The sequence below is a fragment of the Streptomyces sp. NH27 genome (genome assembly GCF_056859195.1).
Genome location: NZ_JACEGK010000508.1, coordinates 1 through 5,902 on the forward strand (window position 1 = coordinate 1; position 5,902 = coordinate 5,902).

At 73.4% G+C, this 5,902-nt stretch carries 4 protein-coding genes; 1 reads left to right on the top strand and 3 read right to left on the bottom strand.

The window, feature by feature from the left end:
* Positions 1–30: 30 nt before the first annotated feature.
* The 3 genes from AC13HU_RS30560 to AC13HU_RS30570 all read right to left on the bottom strand — a co-directional run bounded on the left by AC13HU_RS30560 (position 31) and on the right by AC13HU_RS30570 (position 4,214).
* Complete coding sequence (locus tag AC13HU_RS30560) at positions 31–2,439, bottom strand: FUSC family protein (RefSeq protein ID WP_483045216.1); 2,409 nt, start codon at positions 2,437–2,439, stop codon at positions 31–33.
* Between the two features lie 166 nt (positions 2,440–2,605).
* A complete protein-coding gene (locus tag AC13HU_RS30565) occupies positions 2,606–3,472 on the bottom strand; it encodes a DMT family transporter (protein WP_483045219.1) in 867 nt (288 codons plus the stop codon).
* A 172-nt stretch (positions 3,473–3,644) separates the two neighbouring features.
* On the bottom strand, positions 3,645–4,214 hold the full coding sequence (locus AC13HU_RS30570; protein ID WP_483045217.1) for a GNAT family N-acetyltransferase: 570 nt from the start codon (positions 4,212–4,214) through the stop codon (positions 3,645–3,647).
* Positions 4,215–4,497: 283 nt separating this feature from the next.
* Here AC13HU_RS30570 and AC13HU_RS30575 point away from each other — a divergent pair, with 283 nt between their 5' ends.
* Positions 4,498–5,754, top strand: coding sequence for an MFS transporter (locus AC13HU_RS30575; RefSeq protein WP_483045218.1), 1,257 nt, complete (start codon positions 4,498–4,500; stop codon positions 5,752–5,754).
* Positions 5,755–5,902 lie beyond the last annotated feature (148 nt).

The window sequence follows — 5,902 nt, forward strand, 5'->3', positions numbered from 1 at the left end:
GGGGTACGACCCCGCGCTCGCACCGGCCGTTCAGCCCGCGGGGCGGGGGCGGGCGGTCGCGCCGCCGGCACCGCCCTTGCCACCCGCCGCGCGCCGGCTCGTGCCGTCGTCCTCCATCGGCGCCCGCAGCGGCCGGGCCAGCGCGGTGATGCCCTCGTCGAGGCGTTGCAGGTGACGCAGGACGCGGTAAGTGACGGTGCCGGAGCGCAAGTTGCTGCTCCCCGAACCCTCCAGCATGGACGCGATACTCGGCCCGGTCCGCACCTCGGGCACGTCGCGGGCCGCCGTACCCTTGCCGCCCGTGTCCCCCTCCGCCGGTGAGCCCGCAGAAGCACCCGACGCCACCACCGCGGCCGCCCGCTCCTTCGACGTTTCCTGCGCCTCGACGTGGCTGATGAGCGCGTCGATGTTGTGGGCGATGCGCGGGCCGACCGCGGCGAGCCGGGGATCGGCGGCCACATTCCGGCTGTAGGGCACGAGTTCGGCGGTGGCCGCCAGGGAACGGGCGTGGTAGGCGCAGGTCTCCAGCAGGGCGACGAGATAGCGGGTGCTACGGCGGCGGACCCGCAGCGGGGTGATGGGGTAGGTGAGCGGGCTGGTGGAGCGGCGCAACGCGTCGAGCGCGGTGTCGAGGTCGCGGGACATGTCGACGAGGTCGATGGCGGGGCCGCCGCCGAGTTGGTCCACGGCGGCCACGGACACGTCGCGCAACCGGCTCAGGACGGTGACGAGTTGGGCGTCGGTGTGCTCGTCGGTGCGGATCGGCAGGATCAGGACCGCGGCGATGGCCCCGCACGCGGCGCCGAGCGCGGTCTCCTCGATCCGCAGCACCAGCACGGACACGCTGTAGGTGTGCAGGAGGGTGTAGAGCAGCCCGAGCATGGCGGTGACGAAGAACGACATCAGCGTGAACGACACGGGTGCGGTGAAGAACATCGCGAAGATGAGGACGAGGACCAGGACGAACGCGGTCCAGGTGTGCGGGCCGACCGCGGCGGCGAGCAGGACACCGGCGACGACGCCGCAGATGGTGCCGATCAGCCGCCGGTAGCCCTTGACGAGGATCTCGGCGGTGGAGGAGGTGTTGACGAACACCACCCAGCAGGTCAGTACGGCCCAGTAGAAGCGCTGCGAGGACAGGAACTCGCCGCCGAGGACGGCCAGCGCGGAGCCGGTGGCGACCTGGAAGGCGGCGCGGGTGCTGGGCCGGTCCAGGCCGGTGCGGTCGCCGGGGGCGGAGTCGTCGGCCAGCGCCAGGTCCTCGGCGTCGAACTCCTCTCGGGAGCGGACGGTTTCGGGGGCGTCGTCCGAGTCGTCGCCGGGGCCGTCGAGGGCCATCCGCAGGCCGAGTACGGCGCGGGCGGTCTCGCCGATGCCGCGGAAGGCGTCCTGGATCGCGGGGGTGGCGCGGGGCAGGTTCGCGTCGTCGCGGTAGGCCAGCAGACGGTTGCGCAGGTGGGTGACGGCGGTGCCGCGGTCGTCCTCGGAGAGGCGGGCGACAAGCAGTTGGAGGGCGCGCAACTCCTTGCGCAGGGTGCGGACGGCTTCGTCCTCGTCGCTGAGCCGGCGGACCGGGGCGGGCAGCGGGGCGTTCGGCAGGTGCAGGGTGAGGGTGTCGGCGTGGCCGGCGCTGCGGGTGTTGAGCAGCAGGACGCCGAGCCGCTCGGCGGCGGTCTCGGCGTCCACGATACGGCGTTGGACCTGGTTGGCGGTGGCCTGGTCGGCGGTGCCGTCCTCCAGGCGGGTCTGGATCATCAGGGCGGTCGCGTGCAGCCGGGCGGTGTCCTTGCGCAGGTCGGCGACGGCGCTGTCGAGATGGTCGGGCGGGGACTCCAGGACCTCGCGCTGGGTGGCGACGAGTTGCACGATGCGGACCCGGAACGCCTGCCGCAGCAGGCGCAGGGTCCGCTCGGGGGTCTCGGGCACGAACGCGAAGCGGGTCAGCGCGCTGCACGCGAACGCGATCGTCATGGTGAGGCAGAGGCCGGGCAGGTCGGAGGAGGTGGCGTGCACGAACAGCGAGACGAAGTACACCTGGAAGCTGATCATGCCGATCGCGGTGTAGCGGTCGCCGAACCGGCGGACGTAGGCGGCGACGAAGATCAGCAGCACGAAGAAGATGTCGCCGATGACGACGCGCGGGTTGAGCAGGGATCCCAGCGACACCGAGGCGAGCGCGGCGGGCAGCCCGAGCGCGAGGGTGATGGCCTGGTCGGGCACCCGCTTGTCACGGATGGCGAACGTGGAGACCATCGCGGCCATCGCGCCGGCCACGAGCTGGGGCACCGGGGTGTCCAGCGCGGCGAGGACCAGCAGCGCCAGGCCGATCGACCCGACCGTGCGCAGGCCGGCCATCAGCCGCAGCAACCCGGGATCGGAGGCCGAGTAGCGGTCCCACAGGTCCGACAGTGCGCGTCGTGTGCCTCGTGTCCCTGCCATCGCCACTGTCGTGTTCCCTCGGCTGTTCGACCACGCCCAGCATCGCACGCGCGAGGTCAGGACCTGCGCGCGGCGCCCCGTGACGCCCTGACCGGGTCACCACGGGCACGGCCCGCACCGGCCCGCTGCGACCCGCCGCGACCCGCAGGCAGACGCTTCCGGCCTACTACTTCGTGCCCAGCTCCCGGGTGAGTGCCACCGACTTCGACAGGTAGACGGTGCCGGCCACGACCATGGCGACGCCCAGGAGTTCAGGCACGAACCACCATCCGGTACGGATGTGCTCGGCGTAGACGGTCAGCCCCAGCACGAGGCTGAGGGTCGCGTCGCCGAGGGTCAGCGCGGGCTGCGAGGCGGCGATGGAGCCGGACTGCAGGGAGTTCTCCAGCAGGAAGACGGCCGCGATCCCGCACAGCGCGAAGCCGTAGGTCTGCCAGGCCGCGAGGAACGCGCCGAAGCCGTGCGCGGAGAAGGTGTTGGCGGCGGACTTCATCAGCGCGGCGGTCAGCGCGTTGGCCGCCGCGGCGGCAACGCCGAGCAGCGCGGCGCGCATCGGGCCGGCGCGGCGGTGCCGGGCGAGGAAGACCGCGGCCAGCGTGAAGCCGCCCACCCCGACGACTGCCGGCACCCATCGGGCGAGTGACGCCTGGTCGGTGCCGCCGTCGGGCGCGGCGCAGGCCAGCGCGATGGCCAGGCCGAGGACCATGCAGCACACCGCGGCCCAGCCGCGGCCCGGCAGACTGCGGTGGAGTACGGGCATGGCGATCAGCAGCGCGAAGGGCAGTTCGAGCACGAACACCGGCTGGGCCAGCGCGAGCGGGCCGGTGACCAGTGCGAGCGCCTGGAACAGCGCGGCGAGGGCCACGCCGCAGATGCCCAGCAACCACACCGACTGGTGCAGCATGTCCACCAGCAGCCGGAAGTGCATCGCGTCCTCGGCGGGCACCCGCATCGCGGCCTTGCGTTGGAAGACGGTGCCGGAAGCGTTGCTGGCGGCACCGAGCAGCGCGAAGAGCACACACAGCACCAACAGGGCGGACCTCCCGCAGCGTCCCTCACCGGTCCTCGCCCGCGGACGGGGACCGTCTCGAAGCGGCGCCGAAGCGGCAGCGCCGAACCGGCAGACATGCAGGACAGGACGTTACCCGTGGCGGCCCCCACCAGGTGCCGCCGACATGCCGCACGGCAGACGCGGGTCCCGCCACCTACCGCGGTATCGGCTCCGCGGGGCTCGCCGACAGCTCGGTCCGCCAGTCGTTGCACGTCATCGGGCACCCCTTGGGGTACTCGAAGGCGACCTCGCCGAGCAGGGTGAAGCCCGCGCGGCGGCACACCGCGTTGGACGCCGGGTGATCGACGGACGGGTACGCGTGCAGGTAACGGCGGGTGCCGGCGGCGGCCGCCCGCTCGATCACGGCCCTGGCCGCGGCGACCGCGATGCCCCGGCCCTGGAACTCGGGGAACACACCCCACCCGGTCTCGTAGACCGGTTCGTCCTGCCAGACCCGCCCCCAGAAACCGATGGAGCCCGCCGCCTCCTCGCCCGCACCCACATCCGTGCCCACCACGACCACGTACATCCGGCCGCCGTCGCCGTCGAGCCGGAGGTAGCGCTCATGGCGTGCGAGCAGCTGCGACTCGCTCTCCGGGCCGCCGAGATGCTCGGTCATCTCCGGTGAGTTCGTGCGCCGCAGCACCCACAGGTCGCCCTCCTCCCACTCCCTCAACCGCACCGCCGGCGCCGGCCGTCCCGTCTCTGCCTGCCCCTTACTCATGTCCGCACCGTATGCCCACCCACTGACAATGCCTCCCGAGCGCCGTGGACACAGGCGCGGTGCGCGCGGCCGGGCGGCGTCACCTCGGCAGCAGCGCGCCCTTGCGGCCGAGCAGGAACGCCTTGAACGCCGCGACCGGCGCGGTGTCGCGCTGCCCGTACTGCTATCTTCGGGGGATGTTCTTCCTCTGTGCGTAGGGCGCCGGGTGCGCGCCATCCGTTGGTGAGTTGACGGGTGAGGTGCGCGAGACGGCCCATGCCACTGCGTATTTCAGGGGATACCCATGTCTTCGCCGGATTCGGCGGCGTCGTACGCCGCCGTGTTTCGTCTGCCGCACGCCCGTGTCACGTTCGGCGCCGCACTGTTGGGGCGGCTCGGCTACGGGGTGCTCAACCTCGCCCTCGTCCTTTCACTGACCGCGGCCGCCGGCTCGCTGGCGGCCGGCGGGCTGCTGTCGACGGTGTTCAGCACGGTGGCCGTCGTGCTCGGCCCGGCGCGAGCCGACCTGGTGGACCGCTGGGGCGCGCGCCGCGCCCTGCCGTCGCTGGCCATACCGTTCTCGGCGGCGGTGCTCGCCCTGGCGTGGTGCGCGGGCCCGCACGCAAGCGCGGCCGGCCGCCCGAGTACGGCCGTACTCGCGCTGCTCGCAGCGGCCGCGGGCTCGGCCTGCCCTCCGCTCGGGCCGACGATGCGCGCCGTGTGGGGTGCGCTGGCGCCCGACGAGGCGCTGCTGCAAAGGGCGTTCAGCCTCGACACGGTCGCGGAGGAACTGCTCTTCCTGCTCGGCCCGCTGATCGCGGTGGCCGTGCATCCGGTGCCGGCGCTCGCCTTGTCCGGTGTGCTGATCGCGGCGGGCTCGTGCGCGCTGGCGGCCTCGCCGGCGGCACGGTTGATGGTGGCGCCGGCGAAGTCCGGCGCGGGGGAAGGGCCGTCGGGTCGGGCGCGGCGTCGGCTGCGGCTGCTGTCCGCGGAGGGCGCGGGCGGCGTACGGCGGGCGGCCGGCGCGGCGCTGGCCGTGGGCGCGTGCCTGGGCGGCATCGACCTGTACGTCATCGCGTGCGCGGACCGGGCGCACCACCCGGGCGCGGTCGGCTGGGTGCTGGCCGGGCAGTCCGCGGGCAGCGTGATCGGCGGGCTGCTGCACGGGCGGGTGTCGTGGCGCCGCCCGGCCGCGGGGCGGCTGTCCCTGCTGCTGGCGGCGCTGGCCGCGCTGCTCGCCGTGGACGCGGCCGCCTCGGGCGCGCTGCCACTGCTCGCGGTGTGCATCGCGGCGACCGGCACGCTGTTGTCGCCGGCTTTGTCGACGGCGTATCTGGCGGCGGCGCGGCTGGCCCCGGACGGCACCGCGACCCGTGCCACCAGCTGGGTCAACTCCGCGCTGAACGCCGGTTCGTCGGCGGGCGGCGCGCTCGCCGCCGTCCTGGTGGCGGGGGCCCCACTGCCGGTGTGCTTCCTGGCGACGGCGGCCGTACCGGCACTGAGCGCGCTCGTGTCACGGACCCGAGCGCGGAATGGGCAGGTAGGGGCCGCCACCCCCTGATTGACCCATTACCGGATACGGTACAATTCTTTACCTGACCAATACCAATGGCGGGTGACCGGGAGGGACGGCGGCATGGTTCGGCACGAAACGACCACCGCGCTCCCACCCGTCGTTCCGCGTGGCGGGCCGGCGAGCAACGCATGGG

What these genes read in the sequence shown, in the direction of transcription:
- AC13HU_RS30570 (WP_483045217.1), bottom strand. Translation starts at nt 4,214, where the DNA reads ATGAGTAAGGGGCAGGCAGAGACGGGACGGCCGGCGCCGGCGGTGCGG.
- AC13HU_RS30575 (WP_483045218.1), top strand. Translation starts at nt 4,498, where the DNA reads ATGTCTTCGCCGGATTCGGCGGCGTCGTACGCCGCCGTGTTTCGTCTG.
- AC13HU_RS30560 (WP_483045216.1), bottom strand. Translation starts at nt 2,439, where the DNA reads ATGGCAGGGACACGAGGCACACGACGCGCACTGTCGGACCTGTGGGAC.